The organism is Sutcliffiella horikoshii (assembly GCF_020524325.1).
GTDB lineage: Bacteria > Bacillota > Bacilli > Bacillales > Bacillaceae_I > Sutcliffiella_A > Sutcliffiella_A horikoshii_D.
Map to the genome: position 1 here is coordinate 1 of NZ_JAIVKY010000005.1, position 23829 is coordinate 23829.

30 protein-coding genes and 1 pseudogene are annotated in these 23829 nt (G+C 37.6%); 26 read left to right on the top strand and 5 right to left on the bottom strand.

Features of this window, described 5'->3' with window-relative positions:
• From LC091_RS04825 to LC091_RS04870, 10 genes and pseudogenes are all read left to right on the top strand, one after another.
• Positions 1-310, top strand: a 310-nt coding sequence (locus LC091_RS04825; protein ID WP_226680723.1) for an excalibur calcium-binding domain-containing protein, incomplete at its 5' end; no start/stop codon positions are given.
• A gap of 203 nt (positions 311-513) precedes the next feature.
• Positions 514-852: a helix-turn-helix domain-containing protein gene (locus tag LC091_RS04830; RefSeq protein ID WP_226680724.1), complete on the top strand. Its 339-nt coding sequence runs from the start codon at positions 514-516 to the stop codon at positions 850-852.
• Positions 853-1330: 478 nt separating this feature from the next.
• On the top strand, positions 1331-2005 hold the full coding sequence (locus LC091_RS04835) for a hypothetical protein (RefSeq protein ID WP_226680726.1): 675 nt from the start codon (positions 1331-1333) through the stop codon (positions 2003-2005).
• A 119-nt stretch (positions 2006-2124) separates the two neighbouring features.
• Positions 2125-2448: a hypothetical protein gene (locus LC091_RS04840; protein WP_226680727.1), complete on the top strand. Its 324-nt coding sequence runs from the start codon at positions 2125-2127 to the stop codon at positions 2446-2448.
• Positions 2449-2460: 12 nt separating this feature from the next.
• Positions 2461-3048 (top strand): hypothetical protein, encoded by a 588-nt coding sequence (locus tag LC091_RS04845; RefSeq protein ID WP_226680730.1) that lies wholly within the window; start codon positions 2461-2463, stop codon positions 3046-3048.
• Between the two features lie 150 nt (positions 3049-3198).
• Positions 3199-4332, top strand: coding sequence for a site-specific integrase (locus LC091_RS04850; RefSeq protein WP_226680733.1), 1134 nt, complete (start codon positions 3199-3201; stop codon positions 4330-4332).
• 65 nt (positions 4333-4397) lie between these two features.
• Positions 4398-4622, top strand: a pseudogene (locus tag LC091_RS04855) (preQ(1) synthase); the annotation flags it as partial.
• Positions 4623-5022: 400 nt separating this feature from the next.
• Complete coding sequence (locus LC091_RS04860; protein WP_226680735.1) at positions 5023-6036, top strand: DUF3231 family protein; 1014 nt, start codon at positions 5023-5025, stop codon at positions 6034-6036.
• Between the two features lie 59 nt (positions 6037-6095).
• Entirely contained in the window at positions 6096-6764 is a 669-nt protein-coding gene (locus tag LC091_RS04865; RefSeq protein ID WP_226680736.1) for an oxidoreductase, read from the top strand.
• Positions 6765-6846: 82 nt separating this feature from the next.
• Entirely contained in the window at positions 6847-7161 is a 315-nt protein-coding gene (locus LC091_RS04870) for an AbrB/MazE/SpoVT family DNA-binding domain-containing protein (RefSeq protein ID WP_226680737.1), read from the top strand.
• 278 nt (positions 7162-7439) lie between these two features.
• Here LC091_RS04870 and LC091_RS04875 read toward each other — a convergent pair whose 3' ends face one another.
• A complete protein-coding gene (locus LC091_RS04875) occupies positions 7440-7622 on the bottom strand; it encodes a YkvS family protein (protein ID WP_226680739.1) in 183 nt (60 codons plus the stop codon).
• A 409-nt stretch (positions 7623-8031) separates the two neighbouring features.
• Between LC091_RS04875 and LC091_RS20550 the strand changes: the two genes are divergently transcribed.
• On the top strand, positions 8032-8430 hold the full coding sequence (locus LC091_RS20550) for a hypothetical protein (RefSeq protein WP_404819657.1): 399 nt from the start codon (positions 8032-8034) through the stop codon (positions 8428-8430).
• Positions 8431-8564: 134 nt separating this feature from the next.
• Here LC091_RS20550 and LC091_RS04885 read toward each other — a convergent pair whose 3' ends face one another.
• Entirely contained in the window at positions 8565-9068 is a 504-nt protein-coding gene (locus LC091_RS04885) for a sigma-70 family RNA polymerase sigma factor (protein ID WP_226680740.1), read from the bottom strand.
• 203 nt (positions 9069-9271) lie between these two features.
• Here LC091_RS04885 and LC091_RS04890 point away from each other — a divergent pair, with 203 nt between their 5' ends.
• The 7 genes from LC091_RS04890 (at position 9272) to LC091_RS04920 (ending at position 15421) form a co-directional block, all read left to right on the top strand.
• Positions 9272-9598, top strand: a complete 327-nt coding sequence (locus LC091_RS04890; RefSeq protein ID WP_226680742.1) for a hypothetical protein — start codon at positions 9272-9274, stop codon at positions 9596-9598.
• A 146-nt stretch (positions 9599-9744) separates the two neighbouring features.
• Positions 9745-11265: a spore germination protein gene (locus LC091_RS04895; RefSeq protein ID WP_226680744.1), complete on the top strand. Its 1521-nt coding sequence runs from the start codon at positions 9745-9747 to the stop codon at positions 11263-11265.
• An 18-nt stretch (positions 11266-11283) separates the two neighbouring features.
• On the top strand, positions 11284-12393 hold the full coding sequence (locus tag LC091_RS04900) for a GerAB/ArcD/ProY family transporter (RefSeq protein ID WP_319003640.1): 1110 nt from the start codon (positions 11284-11286) through the stop codon (positions 12391-12393).
• Positions 12380-13462 carry a Ger(x)C family spore germination protein gene (locus LC091_RS04905; protein ID WP_226680746.1) on the top strand — a complete coding sequence of 361 codons (1083 nt, stop codon included), beginning with the start codon at positions 12380-12382 and terminating at the stop codon, positions 13460-13462. The genes LC091_RS04900 and LC091_RS04905 overlap by 14 nt, the downstream gene beginning before the upstream one ends.
• Positions 13463-13520: 58 nt before the next feature.
• Positions 13521-14477, top strand: a complete 957-nt coding sequence (locus LC091_RS04910) for a nucleoside hydrolase (RefSeq protein ID WP_226680747.1) — start codon at positions 13521-13523, stop codon at positions 14475-14477.
• A 91-nt stretch (positions 14478-14568) separates the two neighbouring features.
• Positions 14569-14949 (top strand): cytochrome-c oxidase, encoded by a 381-nt coding sequence (locus LC091_RS04915; protein ID WP_226680749.1) that lies wholly within the window; start codon positions 14569-14571, stop codon positions 14947-14949.
• Between the two features lie 127 nt (positions 14950-15076).
• Positions 15077-15421: a TIGR04104 family putative zinc finger protein gene (locus LC091_RS04920; RefSeq protein WP_226680750.1), complete on the top strand. Its 345-nt coding sequence runs from the start codon at positions 15077-15079 to the stop codon at positions 15419-15421.
• Between the two features lie 43 nt (positions 15422-15464).
• Here LC091_RS04920 and LC091_RS04925 read toward each other — a convergent pair whose 3' ends face one another.
• The gene (locus LC091_RS04925; protein WP_010193242.1) at positions 15465-15620 is read right to left on the bottom strand and encodes a hypothetical protein; all 156 of its coding nucleotides are present in this window, start codon (positions 15618-15620) and stop codon (positions 15465-15467) included.
• A 289-nt stretch (positions 15621-15909) separates the two neighbouring features.
• On the opposite strand from LC091_RS04925, the gene LC091_RS04930 reads away from it, so the two are divergent.
• The 8 genes from LC091_RS04930 to LC091_RS04965 all read left to right on the top strand — a co-directional run bounded on the left by LC091_RS04930 (position 15910) and on the right by LC091_RS04965 (position 21429).
• Complete coding sequence (locus tag LC091_RS04930) at positions 15910-16695, top strand: hypothetical protein (protein WP_226680752.1); 786 nt, start codon at positions 15910-15912, stop codon at positions 16693-16695.
• Positions 16692-17069 carry a GntR family transcriptional regulator gene (locus tag LC091_RS04935; protein ID WP_226680754.1) on the top strand — a complete coding sequence of 126 codons (378 nt, stop codon included), beginning with the start codon at positions 16692-16694 and terminating at the stop codon, positions 17067-17069. Before LC091_RS04930 ends, LC091_RS04935 begins: the two co-directional genes overlap by 4 nt.
• A complete protein-coding gene (locus tag LC091_RS04940; protein ID WP_226680755.1) occupies positions 17066-17758 on the top strand; it encodes an ABC transporter ATP-binding protein in 693 nt (230 codons plus the stop codon). The genes LC091_RS04935 and LC091_RS04940 overlap by 4 nt, the downstream gene beginning before the upstream one ends.
• Before the next feature lie 12 nt (positions 17759-17770).
• Positions 17771-18547, top strand: coding sequence for a hypothetical protein (locus LC091_RS04945; protein WP_226680757.1), 777 nt, complete (start codon positions 17771-17773; stop codon positions 18545-18547).
• Positions 18548-18562: 15 nt separating this feature from the next.
• Complete coding sequence (locus LC091_RS04950) at positions 18563-19480, top strand: ABC transporter ATP-binding protein (protein WP_226680759.1); 918 nt, start codon at positions 18563-18565, stop codon at positions 19478-19480.
• A 2-nt stretch (positions 19481-19482) separates the two neighbouring features.
• Positions 19483-20448 carry an ABC transporter permease gene (locus LC091_RS04955; RefSeq protein ID WP_226680760.1) on the top strand — a complete coding sequence of 322 codons (966 nt, stop codon included), beginning with the start codon at positions 19483-19485 and terminating at the stop codon, positions 20446-20448.
• 142 nt (positions 20449-20590) lie between these two features.
• Entirely contained in the window at positions 20591-20845 is a 255-nt protein-coding gene (locus LC091_RS04960) for a hypothetical protein (protein WP_226680762.1), read from the top strand.
• 347 nt (positions 20846-21192) lie between these two features.
• Positions 21193-21429, top strand: coding sequence for a hypothetical protein (locus LC091_RS04965; RefSeq protein ID WP_226680763.1), 237 nt, complete (start codon positions 21193-21195; stop codon positions 21427-21429).
• 36 nt (positions 21430-21465) lie between these two features.
• Here LC091_RS04965 and LC091_RS04970 read toward each other — a convergent pair whose 3' ends face one another.
• Together LC091_RS04970 and argS are read right to left on the bottom strand one after the other, a co-directional pair.
• Positions 21466-21921: a DUF2269 family protein gene (locus LC091_RS04970; RefSeq protein WP_226680765.1), complete on the bottom strand. Its 456-nt coding sequence runs from the start codon at positions 21919-21921 to the stop codon at positions 21466-21468.
• A 76-nt stretch (positions 21922-21997) separates the two neighbouring features.
• Positions 21998-23683, bottom strand: a complete 1686-nt coding sequence (gene argS, locus LC091_RS04975) for an arginine--tRNA ligase (protein WP_226680767.1) — start codon at positions 23681-23683, stop codon at positions 21998-22000.
• Positions 23684-23829: the final 146 nt, after the last annotated feature.

The following is a 23829-nucleotide window of genomic DNA, read 5'->3' on the forward strand; positions in this document are numbered from 1 at the left end:
CCTTAAGCCAGAGCCTAAGCCAGAGCCTAAGCCAGAGCCTAAGCCAGAGCCTAAGCCAGAGCCTAAGCCAGAGCCTAAGCCAGAGCCTAAGCCAGAGCCTAAGCCAGAGCCTAAGCCAGAGCCTAAGCCAGAGCCTAAACCAGAGCCTAAGCCAGAGCCTAAGCCAGAGCCTAAACCAGAGCCTAAACAAGAATACTTTAAGAATTGTACAGAGCTAAGAAAGGTGTACCCTAGTGGAGTTCCTGCTGGACATCCTGCATATCAGCTTAAGATGGATAGAGATAAAGACGATTACGCATGTGAGACATAAACGCATAATCTAAACTAAAAGACCGTCATCTTGATGGTCTTTTTACTATTAACAGGTAGCGAACAAGGGTAGGAGCAGCAAAGAGAATAGGACTATTAAAATAGCAAAATCAATACCACTGTGCAGTTCTTCAAAATTCCTTTTAAAGTAGAAAAAAGGACACATACTTGAAAAGAATGTCTATTAAACTTAGGAGGCATCAAATGAATAGATTAGAGGTATTAGGAGTAAGACTGAAAAAATTAAGGCATGAAAAAGGTATTACACAGGACAAAATTGCTACTAAAATGAATACCCCACGATCTTCTTACTCGAAGTTAGAAACGGGTAAACAAGAACCTTCTGTTGAGCAACTAGTGCAACTATCTCAAATCTTCAGTGTTGATATTAACTATCTCATAGGAAGAAAAGAAGAAGTTGAGCAAAAGAGATATATCGATGTGATGGATGACGAATTAGAATGTTTTTTTCGTGAGCTAAGAGTAGCCTCACAAGAGAGTAGAAAGAAATTAATGAACATCTGGAATATAATAAAAGAGTAATTTAGTTTCATTTGAGTACACCCTAGCTACTTAATATACTGGGGGTAGGTAGGAGAGTCTCATACAATATTTGTTTTAAGACGGTCCAACAAATAGCCTTACAGAGTGTAAAGTAACTTTGAAAGGAAAACATGATAGGAGGCACAACAGAAAAAAAATATTTCCCCGATCTTGTTACGGCTTCCAGTGTTGCTACAGCTCTTCCCCTCTGTACACCCTAATAAGCACTCAAATTTGCTAGTGTTTTATATTATACTTTAATGAAGGGGCTCTAAAGGAATTTACTAATCTCCTTATTGGAGATTATGAGAAATACATTCTGCCAGACACTTTGAAGAAATTTATGTGAAAAAACGAAAACATATGGTGAATTGTTAATTTTGACTTTCAGTTTGTAAACTTCTTGCCTCTTCTTTTGTTCACTATATAAACTTTTTATCATATTATTTTAATATCAATAAGTAAAAGGGGACTGCTAATGTTTAGACGATTAACTTGGCTTGAATTTGCAATTGATTTAGAAAACGATAACTTTAAAAATTATATTGAATTTATGGAAGACAACATACTAAGAGAACAAGAAAAATTAGAACAATCTTTTAGTGAGTCTGTAAAAGATTATCCTCAAGAAGACCATGATCAAATCTTTGAATATTTGTATGAGGAAGATTTTTATAATGTTAGAGAGGTCTTTCCAAAAATAATGAGAACATCAGCATTAATAGCTCAATATTCATACCTTGAAAAAACACTTAATACAATCTCCAAAGAATGCGAAAGAAAATATAATTTATTATTAAGTCCTGAAGATATAAGACATAACGGAGTGAAAAAATATATATTCTACTTGAATAGAGTTGTTGGATTAAATATAAACGAGAACGAAATATTATGGCAAAAAATTTATGCCTATAATCAAATAAGAAATCGTTTCGTACATTCGCCAGATGAAAACTATACGACAAAAGAAAAGAGTACCTTCGAACAAAAAGTAAAGGGGTTGACTTTTGTACAAAACCCACTTCATACAAATAATCACAAATTGAAAACTATTGAAAAAGAAATTAATATAGATTTTTTAAGTTTACTCACTCAAGCACTTCAAGTTGTAAGTGGTGAAATTAAAAAGAAAGATGAAACACTGGGGCAGTAATTTTTACTTATTGAGAGTATTTTTTAGAAAATACGATATTGATTTGTTGTGTGTATTTTGAATAGAATGAAAAAAATGGTAAAATGAAATTACTAGTAGTATAAGCTTGGAGGTGTAGTATGAGCTTAAAGAGAAAACCAACTGTAATTAAATTTAGTCAAGAAGAAGAAAAACAGAAATTCTATAATTGGGCTGTAGGACCGAGCGAACCATCTAAAGGAATTAATAAAGCTAGAGATGCAATGCGTTTAGCACAAAGGAATAACCAATTCAGATCTAAAAGAATAAATAGAGGAAGTTTTGGCAAAAAAGTGGAAATTGAATTACCAGAGAATTTATTAACTAAAATCTCCTCTTCCCCATTGGGTCTGAGGACAATTAAGAAGCAGAAATATATTGTTAAATCATATTTAAAGATAAAGAAAAAAAGGGATGGAGAATAGATGCCTCATTTGATGCCAGTCACTGACGTGGATTCGGAGATTATTAATCAGTTTACTTGCAAATTTGACAAATATGGCGAAGGACAGGAAGAGCTCTTAAACGATCATACAAAAATTGACTATTTTCTAAAAGAGGAAGCATTATCACACCACTTGAATCAATTTGTTAGAACCTATTTACTTGTGAGTGACCAAGAAGACAAAGTAATTGGGTTCTTTTCTTTGTATAATGAAGAAATTGCTATTAGTAATGGTCAAAAGAAAAGGTTTACATTTAAGGGTGTAACGATTTATAAATCAATGGAAGTTGAGGTTTATCCTGCCATTCGTCTTCATCAATTTGCAATTAATAAAGATTTTCAAGGAGTAAATTTTATAGATAACCAAAAGTATAGTGATTATCTTATGGGTACTGTATTTGAGACGGTCAGACAGGTAGCGGAGAAGTCAGGATGCATGTTTATTGGATTAGAAGCAACAGATAACTCAGTTGGTTTTTACGAGGGATATGAATTTAAGACCCTTAAAAAAAAGAATGGGAAAATTCTTCCTTATTTAATATTTAAAGTGGCTGACCTTTTAATAGAAGACTTGGGCTGAACCTTCCATTCTTATGAATGTTAAACCAACTAGTTTAAAAATCTTTTTTTGTAAAAGAAAATCAAATAACCCCTAAAGCCTTAAATTCTATGTATAATTAATAATAAGAACTAGCTGGTCACATCACTCTCTACACAAAGGGTGATGAAGATGTCAAACATAAAAAAAGACAAGCAAACGGGAAGGTATTTCTTTGTTTTAGATGCAGGAAAAGATCAAATAACAGGTAAAAGAAAACAATTGCGTAGAAGAGGTTTTGCAACTAGGAGAGAGGCGCAGATTGCATTAGCAAACCTTCAACTACAATTAAATCAATCAAAGGAAACAAATTTTCACAAAGCTAAGTTTAATGTCATTCTTAACCAGTGGTTTGAAGCTAAAACTATTAAGCTTAAACCAAGCACAAGAAAGAATTACGAAGAACAGATTTATTACAATATCCTTCCGTATCTTGGTGATCGAAAAATGGATGAAATAAGCGGGACGGTTCTTCAGAATTTCATCAATGCATTACATAAGGATAGAGGACTAGCAGCTGCTACAATAAGGACCACATATGGTATTGTTTCAGAAGTATTATACAAAGCCTCACGTAAAGGAATAATCAATGGGGAGATTTTAGATGATGTAGTGCTGCCAAGAGAAAGCTCCAAATGTCGTGTGTGGACTTCAGAACAAATAGAAGCTTTTTTGAAAGCTCCAAGTCAAATATTAAACTTAACTAGACATTTTATTGGCTTTAACATTTCTGTTCAAACAGGCATGAGAATGGGCGAAGTTCTAGGGTTGACATGGGATAATATTGACTTTGAAAATCAGATTATTACTGTAAGCCAGACTCTAAGTAAGATTGAAACAGGAGATGAATATGGGCTTGTTGATGGAGGTAAAACTAAATCAGCTATTAGAACAATTTATATTTCTGATTCATTAGTTGAGAGCCTTAAAGAACACAAACATCTTATTGAAAAAGAGCGGGACATTCAAGGCAGTGGTTATTCTAAATTGAATCTTGTTGTATGTACTCAGAATGGTAATTGGGTACATCCGAACAACTTCAGAAGAGCCTTTAAGGCAACTATCAACCAGTTAGATATACCCAAGATAAGGTTACATGATTTAAGACACACTCATGCAACATTCTTACTTGAGCAAAAAGTAAATCCAAAGATTATTCAGGAGCGGCTGGGACATAAAAATGTTAACATTACTCTAAATACTTACAGTCACTCTTTACCTTCTATGCAACTCGAAGCGGCTCATAAATTTGATGTTTTTTCATAGTTTTGTGACCATTATTGTGACCAATATAGATAAGGGACTGTCTAACCCTTGCTACTATAGGCTTCTCTCATGGAGATTTCCACGAGGACTGCATGAACATCATTATGAACGATTTGATTGAACTGATGGACCCACGTTATATCGAAGTATGGGGTAAATTCACCCCACGCGGTGGAATCTCCATTGATCCTTATACCAACTACGGAAAACCAGGCACGAAATACGAGGAAATGGCACAGTACCGCTTGATGAACCATGACCTATACCCAGAAAAAATCGATAACAGATAATCCATTTAAGCAAACACAGCCCCGGTTGTGTTTGCTTTTTTAGTAGAGAGTATATAACACAGTTCATTTCCGTTCCAGGCGCTTCGCATGCCTGTGGGCGGTGCGTGAGCCTCCACACTCCGTAGGAAGCCACTGAAAATGTAATTGATTTAAGATGTTGCTAAGACACCGCTGTTGATTTCCGCAAACGGCTTCGCTTTCCTAGGGCCCTGCTGGAGCCTCCTCGGCCTGCGGGGTCTCCACCTAGCGCTATCTCCCTCAGGAGTCTTCGCCTTTTGCTCTAATCAACAGCGGCGCTAAACAAACAATTTAAGTTATTAAATTGGATCTAAAAGAACCAAAACTCATACTAAAAACCCTCCAAATTGAAAATAATAACAGTAAAATAGGAGGGGACAAAATGACAAATCATACAACAGAGTGGTCCTGCGCAGAAACCAGCACACTATGGACACTATACCTAAACAATTCCATGTCAGCATGTGTCTTAAGATACTTCCTCGAAACTGTAGAGGACAAGCAAATCCGAGAAATAATCGCTAAAGCATACGACGTAGCATCTACAAATGAAAGTGAACTAAAGGCGGTGTTTTGGAAAGGAAAATATCCTCTACCAATCGCCTTTTCGGAAAATGACATCAACCTTAAAGCACCTAGACTTTTTTCAGACACCTTCCAACTTTCTTACGTACTCCAAATGTCCAAAATCGGAATGGTTACATATAGTGCAAGTTTGAGTGCAGTATCTAGAAAAGAGATCAGAACGCTTTATACAGCATTCCTGCAGCGCACCATCGAAGTATTCGATATGACATCAGATCTGTTACTTGAAAGAGGTTTATATATTCAAAAACCTTATACGGTTATTCCGGATAGAGTTTATTTGGTGGAAGACAAAAAATATTTTAGCGGGTTAAATCCTCTGGTGAACAAACGTACATTAAATACTATCGAAGTAACCCATCTAAGTATGAATATCGAAACCAATCAGATTGGAATGCTGCTGTGTACTGCATTTTCCCAGACAGCTGTCAGTAAGGAAGTTCGGGAATTTATGGTAAAGGCTAAACAGATGGCACATTCTCATATCAAAACTTTCGTAGATATATTGTTAAAGGATGATGTTCAAGCACCTATGGCTGCAGATTATTCCGTAACTGCTTCTCACATTCCTCCGTTTTCAGATAAGCTGATGATGTATCATAACAGTATGATGGTTGCAGCGGGTATAGGAAATTATGCAACGGCATCATCAGCAAGTCAGCGTACAGACCTAGCGATGAAATACGAAAAGCTTTCTTCAGAGTCGGCCTTACTTGCAAAATCCGGTGCAGACATTATGGTTACAAATCGTTGGATGGAACAACCACCTTCCACTGCTGACAGAGAAGAATTGTCTAAAGAGCGTGAATAGTTGTAGGAAAGTGGTAATTCTGTTATAAAGTAAGTAACAAAGGTAGAGGAGAACCAGTCATGAACTCAAATAGAAGCGCTCTTTTAATTGGAGCAACCGGCTTGGTAGGTGCGTACGTAAAAGAAGAAATTTTTCAAAATTCAGATTACAAAAACCTTACGATATTTGTAAGGAACCAAACGAATGAGAATCATCCAAAACTAAAAGAAGTAATAATTGACTTTGATAAAATGTCTGATTATAAGGAACATTTCAAAGTGGATGATCTGTTCATTTGCTTAGGGACAACTAAGAAAAAAGCAGGCTCTCAAGAGAAATTCCGTAAAGTGGACTATGACTATGTAGTGGAGGCAGCCCGCCTTGCCAAAGAAAATGGTGTGTCTAAAATAGCTGTGGTATCAGCAATTGGAGCTGATGAAAATTCTAGATTTTTTTACAATCAGGTAAAAGGTGAGATGGAGCAGGCAGTATCTGCAATTGGTATTACTTCTACGTATTTCTTTAGGCCATCCTTACTTCTCGGAGAAAGAAAGGAATTCAGACTGGGAGAAAGGGCTGGGGAAGTGTTGGGCACTGTCATTCAACCTCTATTGCGCGGAAAGTTGCAAAAATATCGATCTGTTCATGGACAAACAGTTGCAAAAGCAATGGTTAAATTTTTAAAGGATGGTAGAGATGGTGTTCATACTGTGGAATCGGATCTTATTGCTAAAATAGGCGAGCTCTGACAATAATTATATCTTTATAGGGAAAGTTCGTTTTCATTTAAGCGTAGAAGGGAATAAGAAATAAAAAATAGGAGTGTCCACTATGAGCCAAACGAAAGAGCTTAGAAGAATTCGTAAATCTGGCCATTTAACCATTCCCAAGTCAATTAGAGAACAACTTGAAATTTCCGACGGCGATGTCTTGATGATTATGGAACAACCTCTAGGATTAGTAATGAAACCGATAAATGAAGAACATATCTATAATGAATCCATTGTTTCCAATAACGGGAAGGTAAACATTCCTATTGAGATTAGACGAAATCTAAATATTAATGAAGAAACACATTTTTCTGTTCGACTTGACAAAGAAAGGTCGGCCGTTATATTGGAGATTTTAGAAGAGGAAACTGGCTAGCGGCAAAAAGACTTCCCCGCCCCTTTTTTGGGAAGTCTCTTTTTTGATTCTTGAAGAAAAAGCAAGTATATATCCCAAACGTAATTTCTAGCTATGGATTGGAGCAAATGGCGGAGACTCCAGCGGGGGAGTAACGGTAGGTTGAGACCCCTGAAGCGTTGCGAGGAGGCTCAAGCACGGTCCCGCGGAAAGCGAAGTCATTTGCGGAAAGGAATAGCGGGGCATAACCAAACATAAAAAAACCAGACAGCTTTTGCCCGGTTTTTCTTAGCTAATATCTATAAGGCCTTTACAATTTTATAGTTTTTATGATTAACCACTGTTCGTTGTTCCAACTCTAAATCACGATAATTATTCATATAAGTAAGGTCTACTATGACAGAGTTTTCATTTACTTTCTCTACTACCCCTTGAAGACCTTCACGAAATTCTATGATGTTTCCCACTTCTGCTTTTTTCAACGATATCTCCCCCTAAATATAGTTCGCCGTCAGATGCTGACTCTGACTGACTTTTTATTTTTGTGAAATAGTGGATTAAAAAAGTGTTACATACATTTTGCATTATTTTTGCAGAAACGTAAATAGTTTCATGATATTTTTTCTAAATTTTCTTTTAATTTATATCATTTTGCTCTACTTTGTGACCAATACCCTTCAAAGTGCATATATAATCATAGGGCTACCTAATTGCCCCATTCATTTTATTCCTTATCCCCCATGGAATCCCTTCATTCGAAGGGGTTTTTTAGTGGATTATTAACTAATTCGAAGTGTGTATGAATAATTGTTAGAGAAATTCTAAATCTGATCGTCTTGATGAAGACCTCAGTAACGAGGAAAAAGGAGTAGAGAAGTCTTCATAGAGGAGATGAAAACCTCGGTGACAATGATTTTCATTGATTCAGCTAAGGATGAAGTGTTAAGGCAAGATCCGGCCAATATTTCAAAGCATCTGAGACCATTTTTCCATTATGACAGTTATCCGAGGATAAGTGCTTTTTTAAGCTTATTTTCACATCAGATTAATAGTGATAAAATAAACAGTAGTATTTCGACAGATGGAGTGATGATGGTGAACGAAAATTTAGCAGTAGAAATATTGGATAAGCTTAAAAATGGAGAGCTTCATGAATATAGAATTCAAAAAGAGGATTTTATGATTTTTCGTAAAGTCCTGGTTGCCCGCGAAGACTTTAAACACTATAGAGGCATAGCCAAACACAAAGGGGAAGTAGTATATCAATATATGTCAGAAGCAAGAAGCTAGTTGAATACAAAAACCAAGTTGATCGCAGTGGAAGGCACGAAGACTCCTATGGGAGGAAGGGACAGGGGAGACCCCGCAACGAAGTGAGGAGGCTCCCGGACCACCCATGGAAAGCGAAGTGCCTGAAACGAAGATCAACTGTTAAGGCTAATCTTATCGTTACACCGAATTACTATCCGCCTGAGTTTCTTCAACGCCTCTGCCCGCCAAGACTTAACTGCACTCACCGTAACCCCTTCCTGCAGAGCAACTTCATCCAACTTCTTTCCATTAATGATGCACTCTTCCACCCATTTCCGCTGCTTAACCGTTAAATGACGGGTATATTCTTCCAAACGCACATCTACAAAGTCTCCAGTCAAATCCAATGCCTCTTCCGGTATTTCCTCCACAAACGTGTGCGTATTTTCCCACTTCACCTCTTTTTTCAGGTGATTAAGCAATTTTCCACGTATTGATGAATAAGCATAAGAAGTAAATGAACCCTTTCTGCAATCTTGTAAACAGAAGGCTTCCCATAATGCGATAGTTGCTTCATGAACATAACGATCATTCTCTTTGTATATATTTAAAGTCTTTATAATATGGTGTATCATAGGAGTGTATTGATCTAATACTTCTTCAAAAGTTGGTTTCATTAGGAGTTCCTAACGAAAAGCTAGCTTTTCTGTATTCCCGGTATCTTTACTATAAGGGACGGGTATTTAGTTGACATGTCAGGGTATGAGGAATAAACTGTGTAGTAGCAGTGGCATATGACTTATACAATTATGAGTTATGAAGAGTATGGAGGTTACCTGTAAGAGAGTATCAACGATAATGTGAAAAAGGGGTAATTGCCATGGAACATAAGAAAGAGGATAAGTTAGCGAATCAATCCATGTATCTATGGAAAAATGACGCCGACCGGACTGTACAAGGATTTTTATTGTACCCGGAAAACATTCCGGATATTCAATATATAAAAAAATTATTACGTCATATGTATATGGCAAAGGAAATTTTCAAGATGTCCATCTGGTTTGAAGGGGACGTCATCCAAATCACTGGTCGTATACAATCTTTCCGTTATAAAGCAAACAAACTTACCATCAAAGATGTGGATAAGAACATTTATCATATTCGTATTTTTGATGTGGTCGAGATTATTAGAAAACCGCAAAAATAGCAGTAAAAAAAGAGTCCAAATGGGGCTCTTTTTTTTATGTCCATCATTATTACCTCCATTTAACAGTTGGTATATTACATAACTTTATAGGAAAAATAAAAAAAGAATTGTGATTACCATTGTTTCCATAGAGAGGGGGGAGCTCAATGAAAAACCTATTTAAAAAACTGTTTACATCTCGCAACAGTCAAGAATCCCATAAGGTAGAGGATATGTCTGTAACACAATTATTATTACAAATGGAAAAGTCTGTAGATTTTTTGAGATTTACTAATGAGACCAATCATGGAAATAGAAAGGTTTGGATTAACTATTACTATACATTAGTGGATACTGATTTCCTGCATCGTGACATATTACATAGGATTTCTACTAGTCCATGGAGTAATTTGCAAGAATTAAAAAATATTTTACCTATAGAAGTAGTGACCATTAGCTCCGATCCGAAGGAAATAAGAGAAAAGCTATTAACAGGCTTTATTTTTGTTCAAATTGGAGAGAAGGACAAAAAGGGTTTGTTGGTCCGTTCTGAATTTGTTCAGACCCGTGCTGTATCCTTGCCAGAGGTTGAGTTCAGCGTTATCGGACCGAAGGAATCATTTATTGAAAATATAGATTCTAATATGAATCTTATAAGAAGACGTTTAAGCACTCCGATGTTGACGGTTGAACAGAAACTGTTAGGTACCATTTCAAGGACGAGAGTTGCTGTCATGTATTTAGATGGAATTGTGGATAAAGAAAATGTGCAAACAGTCACCCAAAGACTTGATGAAGTGGAGTTTGATCATATTAATGACAGTTCCTATATTACACAACTAATATCGGATAACGGAAACACAATCTTTCCGCTACTCCTAGATACAGAGAGGCCAGACCGGATTGTGTCGGCATTAACGGAAGGAAAGGTAGTAATCATGGTGGACGGATCTCCTCATGGTCTTATTGGTCCTACTACTCTGGTTGAATTCTTCTCTTCCTTTGAAGATTATTATTTAAGCTATTGGCTTTCATCATTTTTTCGTTTAATCCGGTTGTTTGGTGTTGCCTTTTCGATTTTGGTAACTCCAGTTTATGTAGCAGTTCTAAGCTATCATTACGAATTGATTCCTAAAGATCTATTGAGTACGTTGATATCTTCAAGGCGTGAGGTTCCGTTGCCACCTATTCTAGAAGCGATTTTTCTTGAATTGACTATTGAATTGCTTAGGGAAGCTGGAGCAAGACTTCCCACAAAGGTAGGTCAGACTATCGGTATCGTGGGTGGAATTGTTATTGGGACGGCTTCGGTTGAAGCTGGTCTGACGAGTAACGTACTTTTGATTATCGTTGCACTTGCCGCACTCGCATCCTTCACGACACCAGTTTATAAGATGGGTAATACAATCCGACTATTAAGATTCCCTTTTCTATTGTTTGCAGAATTATGGGGATTGCTCGGCATTGTTTTTTGCTTCTGTATTTTGTCCGCGCACTTGTTAAGGCTGACATCTCTCGGAAGGCCATACTTGGAACCAATTTATCCTCCTAGGGTAAAGGACATGAAGGATGCTTTGTTACGTTTGCCGTTCTCCATGCAAACAGAGAGACCTGGTCAATTAAGAACAAATAAACCCCAAAGAACGACAAAAGTTAGATCGAAACCCAAAAAAGATATCGATGAATGATGGCATAAGAAGGGAGGTATGACATTGCAAAAAGTTCCTAAGAAGTTCCAAGTTTCACCTTTTTTAGTGTTTTACTTAATTCATAGCACACAGTTTGGTGTTGGGGCGCTTGGCTATCAACGGGTTATTGCAATGTCTGCCGGCTACGATGCTTGGATGGGTATTATCCTTTTTGCTGGTATTACACATATCGTAATTTATATGATATATAAAATATGTGAAAAAAGCAGCGGAGATCTGGCCAGTGCTCATCGAATGGCGTTCGGTAAATGGTTAGGTAACCTTTTGAACCTGTTTTTTGTAATCTATTTTAGTATGACAGCTGTAACGGTACTCAGAACATATATTGAGGTCGTACAAGTTTGGCTTTTTCCAGATTTGAGCACGTGGTTTTTTGCATTGATATTTCTACTGCTTGTGTATTACATCATTTCTGGTGGCTTTCGAGTAATTACAGGGATAGCCTTTTTAGGTGTCATGCTACCCGCTTATTTGTTCTTAACTATTGTCCTCCCGTTGGAGTATGCAAATTTTCGCAATTTGTTACCAATATTCGACCATTCATTTAAAGATATTTTTCTGTCAGGCAGGGATATGACTTTAAGTATGCTGGGCTTTGAGACGCTTTTAATGTTTTATCCATTTATAAGTAAACCTCAACAATCCAAGAAATGGGCTCATTTAGGAGTGTTTGTCACCTCATCCATCTACCTGATATTTGCGCTGATCACGTTTGCTTATTTCAGTGAGGGAAAGCTGCAAAAGAACATTTGGGCAACGCTTTCCATCTGGAAAATCATTGAGTTGCCATTCGTTGAACGTGTAGAATATATCGGAATTGCCAACTGGTGTCTCATTATCCTCCCTAATGTGTGTCTGTTTCTATGGTGTTCTAGCAGGCTTGCCAAAAGAATGACAAAATTAAAACATAGAACCGCATTATTGTTCATAACAATTGTAGTCTTTACTATCGTGAATCAATTTGAAGATAGAAAATTAATCAATGATTTAAACTCCTATATGGGACAAGTCGGGTTTTATATGGGGTATGTCTATATTCCCTTGTTATTTTTAGTTATTACATTTGTGCATTGGAGAAAGGGGAAAAAAGAAGATGAGAAAACATAAGATCATCGGTGGTATTTCAATCTCAGTCTGTCTCTTTCTTACAGGATGCTTGGAAAAGGAAATTGTGGATGATATTAATATTGAATCAGTAGAAGGTTTTGATTTAATCGGAGAGAAAGAAGTAATGGGTACTTTCGTGGTGCCGGTATATAAAGCAGATAAAACCATTGTAAATGAAACATTCACTGCAACTTCCCATTTGAATAAAGATATTTTAAGAAGTGCACAGAAAGAATCTTCGGCTCCGATTGTGAACGGAAGTTTAGAGTTGGTTCTGTTTAACAAAGCGATGGCAGAAAAAGGAATCATCCAACTTGTTGATGGATTACAAAGGGATGCAAGCATTGGGACAGGTTTATATTTGGCCATTGTGGATGGGGAGACAAAGGAACTTTTAGAGCAAAACCTTGGGACAAGGGGGACCGGGGACCATCTTTTTAACCTACTAAAACACAATATTGAAAGACGGGACGTTCCTAAAACCAACATGCATATTTTCCTATCAGATTATTTTCAAAAAGGAAAGGATTCAAACTTACCTATATTAAAAAAAACTGAAGATAGTGCAGAAATTGTTGGAGTGGCAGTAATGAAAGAAGATAAATATGAAATGACCATTCCAAATGAAAAATTGTTTTATTTTAAAACGCTCGTTGACAAGCATGCGGATGGTACCGTTTCTTTAGGGGTAGACGGGAAAGGGGAATTCGTTTCTATACGCAGCATTAAGACAGGTAGAAAATTCAAGGTGAAATGGGATGGTGACACCCCATCTATTAAAATAATAGTAAGTTTGGATGGTGTGGTGAGAGAGTACACTGGTAACAAAGTAACTCCTAAGGAACTGGAGAAGTTTCAAAAGTTGTTGGTAGAAAAAATAATCATAGAATCAGAATCGATGATAAAAGAATTTCAAGAAAAAGGCGTAGATCCAATTGGCTTAGGATATCAAGCAAAATCTCGAAAAAGAGGCTTTGATTTTAAGAAATGGAAAGATGAGACATATCCAACTTTAAGTGTACAAGTGGAGGCAGAAGTGAGACTTATCAGTACAGGAATTACCGAATAGGTCAGATATCCGTTTGGGTTGAATATAATAGGATAACATCAAATAAGGGGGGCTATATATGCCTCAGAAGATTCTGTTGTATTGTGATCCCGGTATAGATGATTCGTTAGCCATCATTTATGCGTTGTTAAATCCGGAAATTGAAATAGTTGGTATTGTGACAAGCTATGGAAATGTTGATCAAGAACAAGCAACGCAAAATGTGGCCTATCTTCTGGAACTTGGAGGAAAAAAAGATATAGTATTGATTGGCGGCGCGAAAACACCACTATCTGGGGAATTTACTCCCTATTATCCAGAGATCCATGGGGAAGAGGGATTAGGTCCAATAAAACCCCCGGCCACAATAAAAGGCGAATTGTTAAATTTTGATGCAATCTTTAAAATAATTGAGGACTATGGAGAAGACTTAGTAATTGTGGACGTAGGGAGATCCACGTCTCTAGCCATATCCTTTAATCTAGCTGGTGAAGAAACGATGAATGGAATCAAGGGTTTTTACTTAATGGGAGGTGCTTTTCTTACTCCAGGAAATGTAACTGCAGGTGCGGAAGCAAATTTCTATGGAGATCCGATTGCTTCAGGGATTGTAATGGAAAAAGCGAAAAATGCTGTCCTCTATCCATTGAATGTCACAAAAGAAGCGGTCATTACGCCGGCAATGATAGGGGAAATTATTAAGGAAGAAAACAACCCATATCAAAGTATAATCAAAGAGATATTTGATTATTATTTTGAAGCCTACCAGAAACTAGTGCCAGGTATAGAAGGAAGTCCATTACATGATGTCATGACATTGTTTGCAGTGACAACGCCGCAAGCTTTCAAATATGTTGAGAAAGTAGTTACTGTGGGGTTGGACGAAGGGAATTTAAGAGGAGTTAGTATAGCAGATTTTCGGCCAAAACCAGATGAAATAGGGAATAAATTGACCATTGCACTAGAGGTGAATCCAGAGGAATTCGCGCAAAAATTCGTCAAGGTCATGTCCTCTCCTATTTCAAACGATGAGTAATTTTTGAAATATTTGGTATTAGATAGTTCTATATACTCACCACAGTACGTACTATAGGAGTGTATGAAGTTATAGAACTGGAGGAATGATTATGGGAGTTAGGTTGATCAAAATTTCCGTTATCTATTTTTTGATAGGAGTTGGGATCGGTTATTATATGTCAACGTCACATGCATATAATTTGACGCCTGTACACGTTCATATTAACTTGCTTGGATGGACCGCTCTGACACTTGCTGGTATCATTTATATTTTATTTCCTGCAGCTGGAAAAACGAAACTTGCTACATGGCATTTTTGGTTACACAATATAGGATTGCCTATAATGATGGTTGGTTTGGCTTTTATGGTATATGGTAATGAATCGTTATTAATTTTGACAATTGTTGGGGCAAATTTAACAACTCTAGGTGTGTTATTATTTGTGATAAATGTATTAAAGAACGTGAAGCAGCCTGTTGAAAGTGGATGATATAGTACGATAATCCAGTGCACTAATTTGTGTGCTGGATTTTTTTTTGTATTTTGCAACTATTCCATTTAAGATGCTTTTGATATGATGAAATATAAGATTATTTATTAAGAAAGGGATCGATAACATGTCATTTCACCAGTGTCCAAACTGTCAAGAAGATGTAAAATATAAAACCAAGTTAACCTCTGTTTTTTTTGGGTATCGCCCGATTAAGTGTGAGGGGTGCCAAACTGTATACGAAGTAGATGAAAAATTCCGTTTCATCCTATCCCTTTATACAGTACTGATACCGATTCTTATTGCTTATATGCTAAGTGCGATGATGGGGTTTTTACATACAAGATGGAGTCAAGTGCTCATTGTCTTGGTCTTTGGATCAGCAGGGGTGTTCTATGCAGCAACCAAAGTGCGTTATAGAAAATCGTTGCAACAGCCTAATGAGGAAAAGAAAGAAGAAAAGGCTAAATAAAAAACGAGAAGGATTTCGATTCCTTCTCGTTTTTTATTTTGTTTTACACCTGATCTAGTACCCAAATCAGGAAAGCAGCCACAATGACCAGTGAAATAGCATGAAGTACAAAAGAACCGATAAAATCTTTTAAGACAATTAAGTAGTGGAATTGACTTTTCTTGTTATTGCGTACAATTCTTCTCGCTCTCGTATCCATCACTTCACTCCTACACACATGAAGAAATTTGTAAGTATATTATACAAAATATTCTAACAAATAATAAGTAATTAAGTAGAATTTTGTAAAAAAAACTAAATATATGTACACAAGTGTCATTTTACCACATAAAAGAAAAGTGGGTATTTATTTTATCGGAATAATGATAAGGATGTTTAGGGTTAATTCGGTAAACTATATTTTGTAAAATAATTGAAAAAAGATTGACGTTCCAATTTGTCTTAGTGTACTATCTAACTAGAACACTAAAACAGAAAGGGGACTTTTCATGCAAACGAATGCTTTTAAAGGGTTGATTAGAAAAGAATGGCTGCTATCTAAAAACACTTTTGTCCTTCTGCTATGTTTCAAGCTCTTTATTTGGGCTGTTGTATTGGGGGGGAGTGTGTTCACCAAGAACCATGAACTTTTGTATATTGCGACATCCATGATTATCGGTATTCATGTTATATATATCACCATGATGGTAGGTTCAGGACTGAGCTTGGAGGAAAAGTCGCAAATGTGGCTACATAATCCACGTTCCACATCCTTGATTTTAGGGAGCAAACTTCTTACCGGAATATGGCTTCAAATCACTAGTTTATGTATGGCTTTTCTGTTGTTAGGGATAACAGTAATTTTCTTTGATCCGGGGGGAACTACGGTAAACCTCATAACGGCAGAATCTATTTTTCAAATGATTGTCCTAATAACAGTTAGTGGATTAGAACTCGCAATGTTCTATACATTTTATTGGGCAATCTACCATTCAATGGGGAAGTTCAATTATTTAGCAAAGTTTAAAGTAGTCCTTTTCACGTTATTTGTCATTGTTAGCCTCCTTTTGATTCTATTTGTAGAAAAGCAATTGTTGGCAGGGCTCCATTCGATATTACCCTTTCCAATTGAGATGACAAAATTCTTGAATGTCTATATAGGAGAAGATGGCTTATGGATAAGTTCTGGTGGAGAAGAGATTTCTTGGGTAGGTCTGCTTTTCTCTACATTGAAAATAACTGGTCTCTTTTTCCTATCAAGTTGGCTTTTAAATAAGGCGGTGGAAGTTAAATGACGGCAAAATATGATGCTGATAAACCAATTTATCTGCAGATCATTGATCGTATAAGTAAAGAAATCGTTCGCGGTGTGTTAAAACCTGGAGATAAACTACCTTCCGTCCGGGAAATGGCCATTCAGTCAGGTGTAAATCCAAATACCATTCAACGAACATACAGTGAAATGGAGAGGATGGAAATCGTGGAAACCAAGAGAGGTCAGGGAACATTTGTTACAGAAAATGAGGGGATGCTCATGAGTTTAAAAAAAGGCATGGAAACCAGAGTCGTAGAAAGTTTTGTTCAAAGCATGAGAGAGATTGGTGCTTCAGAAAAAGAGATTGTTGAGAGTGTAGAAAGATTTTTGGAGGAGGGGGAGAATCAGAAATGATCAAATTCGAACAAGTTAGTAAAAAATACGGCAAAGATATCGCGGTGGAGAATGGGGATTTGTCCTTTGAAAAAGGAAAAATCATAGGTTTGCTTGGACCAAACGGAAGCGGAAAATCTACCAGTCTGAAAATGATAGCCGGTTTGGTTAGACCAGATAAAGGTAAAGTGACGGTGGATGGCGAGATAGCCACCCGCCAGATTGCCAGAAAGGTAGCCTATATGACGGAACTTGACGTATTTTATGATGCCCTATCGGTAGAGGACATGGTTAAGTTCTATGCATCCCAATTCCGTGATTTCGATAAGGAGAAGGCAGAAGAGCTTTTGGTGTTCATGAAACTTGAGCCATCCAAAAAGATAAGAGCGTTGTCCAAGGGTAATAGAGGGAGACTGAAGCTTGTGCTAGCCCTGTCCAGGCAAGCGGATTACATTCTGCTTGATGAACCGTTTTCAGGATTAGATCCCATGGTGAGGGATTCGATTGTTAAAGGGCTTCTAACCTACCTCGATTTCGGGAAACAGACGATTATCATTGCCACCCATGAAATTGATGAAATTGAATCACTGCTAGATGAAGTGGTGTTAATAAAAAATGGAAACTTTATTGCCCATCAAAACGTAGAACAGATTAGGGAATTGGATGGACTGTCGGTTAAAGACTGGATGATTGCTAATTTACAGGAGTAAGGGGGGAGTAGAATGGGCTATTTCACGGGGCTGTTATTAAAAGATTGGAAGCTTTCTATGAAGGCACAACTGCAGAATTATCTTATTATTTTAGCGTTGTGGATGATAGGTGTAGGTGTATCGTTAAGTGTAGATGAACCAGAAGTTTCTATCGCTGTTGGCCTGACATTAATAAGCATCCATATTTTCTACATGGGAACCGATATGATGATGAGTCTTGTAAAAGAGCACAAACTAAAGATGTGGTTATATAATCCTAATCCTGCTCGTTCTCTGATTTCTAGTAAATTGTTAATCTCGTTGTTCAATTGCTTGCTTTCCATTACTTTTGCTATCGCATTGTATGCCATTTCCTGTTTCATCAGTGGTCAGCCCTTCTTACAAGGCAAGGAATTTATAGAGGCCTTGGCATTAGTAGGTACCATTTTAGGTGTTGGCATGTATCTAGCAATTTGGGCCATTTTTTTCTGGTCCCAATTTGCTGCTGCTAAAGGAAAGCCCTTTGAATATGTGCGCATCTCACTCAGCGGGTTTATTGCCTACTTTATTTTTCAGATACATGAAGGTTTCGTGCTCAGTTCTTTATATGATCGACTTAAGGATGTCGGCAGTTTTCCTTCCGTATCATTAGGTACTTTAGTCACAAATAAAACGAGTGATGGGTATCAGGAAATTTCGATGGGGGTTAGTTTGTCAGAGTTTTCTTTTGGTCTGTTTGCAGTTTTTCTAGCGGTAAGTGTATTTGTGTTTTTCCTTTCAGTCAACAATGTGAAGAAAATAGAAGTATAAAAGGAGCTAGGTAGCATGAATGATGTGGCAGTAAAGCTTACAAATGTTTGTAAGGACATCGGCAGCAAGGAAATCATTAAAGGTGTATCTTTTGAAGTGTATAAGGGAGAAGTATTCGGTTTTCTTGGACCAAACGGCGCCGGGAAAACGACAACTATTCGTATGATGGTTGGATTGATGAGTATTACCTCAGGTGATATACACATCGACGGAGCTAGCATTAAGACCGATTATGAGAAGGCGGTCCGCCAAGTAGGAGCAATAGTCGAGAATCCGGAAATGTATAAGTTTCTGACGGGGTATCAGAACTTAAAACAATATGCCAGGATGATGCCCGGGATAACTTCGGAACGACTGGATGAAGTAATAGAATTGGTCGGACTGACCGGTCGGATTAAGGAAAAAGTGAAGACATATTCTTTGGGGATGAGGCAGCGTTTGGGAATAGCGCAAGCCTTACTACATAAACCTAAAGTATTAATTCTTGACGAGCCAACAAATGGACTGGATCCTGCAGGCATCAGGGAAATACGAGATTACTTAAGAAGTCTTGCTAGAGAAGAAGGAATGGCGATTGTGGTTTCAAGTCATCTTTTATCTGAAATGGAACTGATGTGTGATAGAGTCGGTATCATTCAAAAGGGTGAACTAATTGATATTCAAAGTATCAGGGATTTTATCAACGACGGCGGTAAAACCTTGTATCAGTTGGAGTGTGAACCGGTGGAAGAGGCGATGGCATTGATGCGTGAAATGGATATGCCGCATAATCTTGCAGAGGGCAGATTGCAAGTGGAGATGGATCGTGCAGTTGTTCCAATGTTTATCAAAAGTTTAGTAGAACGAGAGATTGCTGTTTTTGAAGTGAAGGAAGTAACAAAAACCCTTGAAGATAAATTCTTAGAAAAAACGTCACAGGAGCGAGGTGTCTAACTATGAAAAATTTAATTCAAAATGAACTGATTAAATGGTTTAGAAGGCCAAGCTTTTATGTAATGAGTGCGATATTGGTGTTGTTGTCGGCCGTTGGAGTCATTTTTACCATCATGATGGGCTCGATGCTTGACGATGCAAGAAGTGAAGGTGGGATGAATGGTCAAGAGCTTAGCTGGGAGGAATCATTGGAGCAGGAAAATCAGTACCTGGAAACGACTATTAAAGAGTCAGAGGACGGGGATAGAGCCACGCTTGAGCGACAGTTGGCAATTAATGAACATCGCTTAGAAAATGATATGGAACCAACAACTGGCAATACAGTTTGGACTTATATGGATGAAAACCTTGGATTGACGAGTCTAGTTACTTTATTTGTTGTCATCATAGCTGCGGGGATGATAGCGAGTGAATTTACTTGGGGGACCATCAAACTCTTAATGATCAGGCCGATTAGCAGAAGTAAGATCTTGCTAGCAAAATACATCAGCGTACTTTTGTTTATGGTCATTTTTTACACAATTCTTTTTGTGAGTACATTTGTAACGGGTGCAATTGCGTTTGGTTTTGATAGTACGCCATCTCTATTGTATGCTGGTGGTGAAGTGATTGAGGTTCATCCCTTCTTATACTTACTATTGAAACTGGCATTGAGCAGTTTAGGAGTAGTCATGTTTGGTACCATTGCCTTCATGATATCGAGTGTATTCCGGAATAACTCACTTGCAATTGGGATTTCGCTATTTCTTTTATTTACAGGAACCCAAATTACAACGCTTATTGCCATGAAGTTTGAGTGGGCCAAGTATTCTCCGTTTGCCAACATTCACTTTGAAGCATTGCTTGAAGGCGTGCAAATTGTCCCAGGCGTTAGTTTTGGCTTCTCTACTGTCATGTTTTTAATATATTTTGTGTTGCTGCATGTAGTTAGTTTCTGGACATTTGTGAAACGAGATATTGCTGCTTAACTTTTTAGCTTTTGGAACGGAAACTGGTTGAATAGTATAGCCAACAGTTAAAATGGTGTATTTAACGTGTATATGTGGTATTACAACTATAAGTCCCTTTACCTTTAATTCGACCTATCCTTTAAACAAGTAGGTGATGTTAATGGAACTGGTGAATATTTCGTATATGAAAAAAGGGCAGATACAAGGTTTTTTTGATAAGTTTCCGCATTCCAAGGTACTCTTTTCTCCCATCCGCAAGTATTATTTTGTCTCTTATGTGTATTGGGATGAACGGGACCCGGTAGTGTTGCAGGAAGATTTGGAGAAAATGGAACTGCTTTTTAACAGCTATATGGGGAGAGAAGCGTTTTATCGGAAAAGGAAAAGAGCGGATACTGGAGTGGGAGGTGCCTGAGATTATGGGTGCCTCTTTTTTTGAGGGTATAAAGTAAGTACTGTTGATTTCCGTTCCTGTCCCTTCCTCCCGCGGAAAGCGCAGCCATTTGTGGAAAGAAACAGCGGCTATTAAAATACCACGCGCTTTTTTAAATTTTATTTTGAGTAATTTCAGGAAAACACACTGGTTTTAGAGAGGTCTATGCTGGAAAAATGCTGTTTTATCAAAAAATTTACCTCTTTTAGGTGGTGAAAAAATGGTTCGGACACTTTTCTTATTTCTTCGGTCAAATAAACGAAGGAATTGGGGAGGGTTCGGACATAGTATCTGAGGGTTCAGCCAACTTTTAGGGGGTGTTTGGACAATTGATTTTTAGGTTCGGTCAACTACCACAAAACTTCGGCCAACTATTGGAAAACTTCGGTCAACTTTTCGAAATCTTCGGTCAAAAACATGAAATCTTCGGACATTTGGAACTAAACAAGGTATCTCCAACGATTATCCACCTAACAACGCTAGTCAAAACCTGCATCAACAGCATCCAGCGAAAAAGTTCGCTTAATCAATATAGGCCAACACCTCCGCCTTATCAAGCACAATAACTAATTCTTGCATTTGCAAAGGAGATGACCTATAGATCAAGATGGTTTGATAATCATTAGGATAAAGATGAGAAATCCCAGAATGCAGGTTAACCAGTAGAGATTACTGATTTTGTGGAGAGTGGCGTCCTGCTGGGCTGGCAGTTGAGTAGAGGCTCTGTTTTCAGGGTGTAGTAACCAACGCTGAAGTTCACTAAGGGCAGGCGAGATAAATCCAATTACAATAACTTGGATGGAAAGGTAAACAACGAGAGATCCAAAAAGCCAAACTTGGAGAATAGAACCATAGTTGCCAAAGAGTACAAGTAGTATACCAGTTATCACGGCAAGTGTTCCGCAAATTTTAGGGAAGTAATCGAGTTTGTGTTGTAATAGGATGTTGTGTCGAAGATCTGAAATGGTCTGATGCTTTCTAAGGAGTATATTTCCAAAAAATGTGGGACCAATTCCGATGACTGCAACTAAGACATGAATCAGTACAAGCCATTTCATAGGCATCCCCCCAATACTATTGATACTTTAATATATGAGGGGAATGCTGGATTCATGTTCTTAATACCAATATCTGTTACATTTCTTGAGGAGCCTGAATGCCAAGTAAACGCAGAGACTCTTTAATGACGATTGCAGTAGCAGATACCAAGGCTAGTCTAGCACTTTTTTCTGCGTCCTCTTGAAGGAATTTTACATTACCATACCAACTGTTAAAAGCTTGGCATACATCAACAATATGCTTTGCGACCAATGAGGGATCGTAGGCCATATTTGCATTTGCAATAACATCTGGATATTCTTGCAGAAGTTTTGTCACTTCCCACGAATAGTTATCTCCTAATCCTATGTGAATTTCTTCCTCAGTCCAATGGCCTTTTTTCAAAATGGAGTTTGCCCGGGCGTAAGTGTATTGAACATAAGGCCCTGTTTCTCCTTCAAACTTCAACATATCTTCTAGAGAAAATTCCACAGAGTTCACACGGTAGTTTTTTAAATCATGAAAAATGACTGCACCCACACCAACCTGGCGGGCTATTTCCACTTTATCAGGAAGATTTGGATTTTTGGATTCTATATTTCGTTCAGCAAGTTGAATTGCTTCTTGCAGCACTTCTTCTAATAAAACGACCTTCCCTTTACGTGTGGACATTTTCTTGCCATCTTTCAAAAGAAGACCGAATGAAATATGGTGCATTTCAGCTGCCCAGTCAAAGCCGGCTCTTTTCAAAACTTCCTTCACTTGTTGAAAATGGATAGATTGCTCCTGACCAACCACATAAAGTGCCTTAGAGAATTGATACACCTTTTTTCTATAAAGTGCTGCAGCGAGATCACGAGTTGCATAAAGGGTAGCACCATCGGATTTTTTTATTAGGCATGGTGGGAGAGAAGGGTCATCAATGTCCACTACTTGCGCACCATCGGATTCCTTTAACAAATTTTGTTCTTCCAGCATAGTTACGACTGAGTCCATCTTATCGTTATAAAACGCTTCTCCTTGATAGGAATCAAATGTGACGTCAAGAAGCGCGTAAATTTTATTAAATTCTTTTAATGATTCCTCCCTGAACCATTTCCATAAAGAAACTGCTTGCTCATTTCCTTCTTCAAGTTGCTTGAACCATCTGCGTCCTTCATCATTTAGATCAGTGTTTACTGTTGCTTCTTCATGAAATTTAACATAAAGCTTTAACAGTTCAGGAATTGGATTATGGCGGATTTTTTCTTCTTCTCCCCATTTTAAATAGGCGGCAATCAATTTACCGAATTGTGTGCCCCAATCTCCTAGATAATTTATTCGGACGGTCTCAAAGCCTGCCTTTTCCAAGATGTTGGCGATGGCATTCCCAATCACTGTCGAACGTAGATGCCCCATAGAAAAAGGCTTTGCAATATTAGGAGAGGACAGATCTAAGACGATGGTTTCTTTAATCCCTCTATGAAGCGTGCCATATTGACCTTTTTCTTTAAGGATTTTGTGAACTACCTTTTGTTGGATTATGTCCTTTTTGAAAAAAATATTAACGTAAGGACCGACTGCCTCTGTTTTTTCAATCATGGAGTTACTGAGTTTTGTTGCAATGTCTGCTGCTAAAGCGGGAGGGGCGGTTCTTTTAATTTTTGCTAATTCGAAACAAGGGAAAGCCAGGTCCCCGTGTTGTGCATGTTTCGGTTTTTCTAAAAGATTTGTTATTTTATCAAATTGGATTTCAGGGATAACACTATACAGAGCTTCTGCTGCAAGATCAGTCAGTTTCATTTAGATCATCTCCTTGTTAAATAAATATAAAAAAGCCCGCCTCTTCAATATGTTGAAGAGACGAGCTTGTTATCTTGTGCCCGCGGTACCACTCTAATTGCTTTTCTCCTATTAATCTGAAAAGCCGCTTATCATCGTTATAGGGG

Coding starts and splice junctions, on each gene's coding strand:
- LC091_RS04830 (WP_226680724.1), top strand. CDS start 514: ATGAATAGATTAGAGGTATTAGGAGTAAGACTGAAAAAATTAAGGCAT.
- LC091_RS04835 (WP_226680726.1), top strand. CDS start 1,331: ATGTTTAGACGATTAACTTGGCTTGAATTTGCAATTGATTTAGAAAAC.
- LC091_RS04840 (WP_226680727.1), top strand. CDS start 2,125: ATGAGCTTAAAGAGAAAACCAACTGTAATTAAATTTAGTCAAGAAGAA.
- LC091_RS04845 (WP_226680730.1), top strand. CDS start 2,461: ATGCCAGTCACTGACGTGGATTCGGAGATTATTAATCAGTTTACTTGC.
- LC091_RS04850 (WP_226680733.1), top strand. CDS start 3,199: ATGTCAAACATAAAAAAAGACAAGCAAACGGGAAGGTATTTCTTTGTT.
- LC091_RS04860 (WP_226680735.1), top strand. CDS start 5,023: ATGACAAATCATACAACAGAGTGGTCCTGCGCAGAAACCAGCACACTA.
- LC091_RS04865 (WP_226680736.1), top strand. CDS start 6,096: ATGAACTCAAATAGAAGCGCTCTTTTAATTGGAGCAACCGGCTTGGTA.
- LC091_RS04870 (WP_226680737.1), top strand. CDS start 6,847: ATGAGCCAAACGAAAGAGCTTAGAAGAATTCGTAAATCTGGCCATTTA.
- LC091_RS20550 (WP_404819657.1), top strand. CDS start 8,032: ATGAAAACCTCGGTGACAATGATTTTCATTGATTCAGCTAAGGATGAA.
- LC091_RS04885 (WP_226680740.1), bottom strand. CDS start 9,068: ATGAAACCAACTTTTGAAGAAGTATTAGATCAATACACTCCTATGATA.
- LC091_RS04890 (WP_226680742.1), top strand. CDS start 9,272: ATGGAACATAAGAAAGAGGATAAGTTAGCGAATCAATCCATGTATCTA.
- LC091_RS04895 (WP_226680744.1), top strand. CDS start 9,745: ATGAAAAACCTATTTAAAAAACTGTTTACATCTCGCAACAGTCAAGAA.
- LC091_RS04900 (WP_319003640.1), top strand. CDS start 11,284: ATGACATTGCAAAAAGTTCCTAAGAAGTTCCAAGTTTCACCTTTTTTA.
- LC091_RS04905 (WP_226680746.1), top strand. CDS start 12,380: ATGAGAAAACATAAGATCATCGGTGGTATTTCAATCTCAGTCTGTCTC.
- LC091_RS04910 (WP_226680747.1), top strand. CDS start 13,521: ATGCCTCAGAAGATTCTGTTGTATTGTGATCCCGGTATAGATGATTCG.
- LC091_RS04915 (WP_226680749.1), top strand. CDS start 14,569: ATGGGAGTTAGGTTGATCAAAATTTCCGTTATCTATTTTTTGATAGGA.
- LC091_RS04920 (WP_226680750.1), top strand. CDS start 15,077: ATGTCATTTCACCAGTGTCCAAACTGTCAAGAAGATGTAAAATATAAA.
- LC091_RS04925 (WP_010193242.1), bottom strand. CDS start 15,620: ATGGATACGAGAGCGAGAAGAATTGTACGCAATAACAAGAAAAGTCAA.
- LC091_RS04930 (WP_226680752.1), top strand. CDS start 15,910: ATGCAAACGAATGCTTTTAAAGGGTTGATTAGAAAAGAATGGCTGCTA.
- LC091_RS04935 (WP_226680754.1), top strand. CDS start 16,692: ATGACGGCAAAATATGATGCTGATAAACCAATTTATCTGCAGATCATT.
- LC091_RS04940 (WP_226680755.1), top strand. CDS start 17,066: ATGATCAAATTCGAACAAGTTAGTAAAAAATACGGCAAAGATATCGCG.
- LC091_RS04945 (WP_226680757.1), top strand. CDS start 17,771: ATGGGCTATTTCACGGGGCTGTTATTAAAAGATTGGAAGCTTTCTATG.
- LC091_RS04950 (WP_226680759.1), top strand. CDS start 18,563: ATGAATGATGTGGCAGTAAAGCTTACAAATGTTTGTAAGGACATCGGC.
- LC091_RS04955 (WP_226680760.1), top strand. CDS start 19,483: ATGAAAAATTTAATTCAAAATGAACTGATTAAATGGTTTAGAAGGCCA.
- LC091_RS04960 (WP_226680762.1), top strand. CDS start 20,591: ATGGAACTGGTGAATATTTCGTATATGAAAAAAGGGCAGATACAAGGT.
- LC091_RS04970 (WP_226680765.1), bottom strand. CDS start 21,921: ATGAAATGGCTTGTACTGATTCATGTCTTAGTTGCAGTCATCGGAATT.
- argS (WP_226680767.1), bottom strand. CDS start 23,683: ATGAAACTGACTGATCTTGCAGCAGAAGCTCTGTATAGTGTTATCCCT.